Below are 1,640 nucleotides of genomic sequence, written 5' to 3'. Positions count from 1 at the left end.
GCCTGGGTGACTTCGGCCATCGTCTGACCGGCCCGTTCGGCAAGTGCCGCACCGCTGCCGACGCGCGTCGTCGAGGTCTCAATCAGTTCCTTGATCTCTTTGGCCGACAGCGCGCTGCGCTGCGCGAGCGAACGCACTTCGCCCGCGACCACTGCGAAGCCGCGGCCCTGCGCGCCGGCGCGGGCCGCTTCGACAGCCGCGTTGAGCGCGAGGATGTTGGTCTGGAAAGCGATGCCTTCGATCACCGCAATGATGTCGGTCATGCGCTTCGAGCCCGCCGCCAGTTCACGCATCGTCTCGACCACGTCGCCTACCAGACCGCTGCCGCGCGCCGCCACCTCGGACGCGCCGTGTGCGACACCGCTCGCCTGCTGCGCATTGTCGGCGTTCTGCCGCACGGTGGCGGTCAGCTGCTCCATGCTGGAGGCGGTCTCTTGAAGCGATGCCGCCTGCTCTTCGGTGCGCTGCGAGAGATCTGTGTTGCCCTGGGCAATTTCGCCCGAGGCCAGCAGGATCGATTCGCTCGTTTCGCTGATGCCCGTGACGATTCCAGCGAGCCGCTCGCGCATATTACGCAGTGCGAACAGCAGGCTACGGGTGTCGTCGGCGTGCGTCTCGACGCGCACGCTCAGATCGCCGGCGGCGATCTGGTTGGCGATCTGCGCCGCGTAGCCGGGTTCGCCGCCGAGTTGCCGCGCCAGGCGCCGCGCGATCAACCACGCGAGCAGCATGCCGACCACGAGCGCCGCGAGCACCAGCGACGACAGCACAATGCGCATGTGCCGGTAGCCGTCGGCGGCCTCTGCCTGCGCTTCGCTCGCTTGCTGGCGGCGATAGTCGATCACAGGCACGATGCTGTCGCGCAGAGCTTCGCTCGCGGCAATCGCGCGCCGCACCAGCTCGTTGGCATCGACGCCCGCTGGAATCGGCTCCTGACCAATCTGCTGATGCACGATCTCTTCCCACACCGCCGACTTGCGCAGCACTTCGTCGAGCAGCGTCTGGCCTTTGCTGGTGGACAACGTGGCCCGATAGCGGTCGTAGGCGTCGTGCATGTTCTTGAGCGATTCGACGATATTGGCGTCGAGACGCTGACGTCCCGCTTCGTTTGCCGCATAGCCCAGATTTGCCGCGGCAAGGTCCGCGTCGATCTTGTTGCGGTTCGCTTCTTCCATCCAGTAGAGACCGTCCATATGACGGCTGCCGATCTCGACAGTCAGATCATGCATGGACGACAAGGTCATCAAACCAGCGCCCCCCACCACCACGCAAAACCCGATCACGGTGGCAAACGACACCAGCAGGCTCTGCAACACCGTCATACGCTCGAACCACTTCATCCCTGTCTCCTCTGTAGAAAGTGCCGGGCCGCTACAAGTTCTCGTGTCCGCTTAAGGGACCTGGCGCGAGGCATCAGGCTGGGGCGCTCATCCACTCCTGACCGGGCTTCGCGCCGCTGCGGCGTCGACGGTGCGCGCTATAACGCGTCAACTTCTTTTACGGCGGAGCTGGCGGAGACTTGACCTGCTAATCATGGGAATAAGCAGGACAGGATGTTGAAAGGCTCATGCCGCAGAGCCTTATGGGGATTGGGATTTGTCTGATGTATCGGGGAGCGCTCGCTCGCTAAACTTGTTTTT

At 64.0% G+C, this 1,640-nt stretch carries 1 protein-coding gene; it reads right to left on the bottom strand.

The features are described 5' to 3' along the window. The coding region (locus M0954_RS00955) for a methyl-accepting chemotaxis protein (RefSeq protein ID WP_297351146.1) at window positions 1-1,340 on the bottom strand (1,340 nt) is incomplete at its 3' end. Between the last annotated feature and the right edge of the window lie 300 nt (window positions 1,341-1,640).

Origin of the sequence: Paraburkholderia sp. (assembly GCF_026225065.1) — a bacterium.
In the GTDB taxonomy this organism is placed as follows: Bacteria; Pseudomonadota; Gammaproteobacteria; order Burkholderiales; family Burkholderiaceae; genus Paraburkholderia.
Note: the sequence above shows the minus strand (reverse complement) of the source record. Positions and strands in the feature narration are given on the sequence as shown.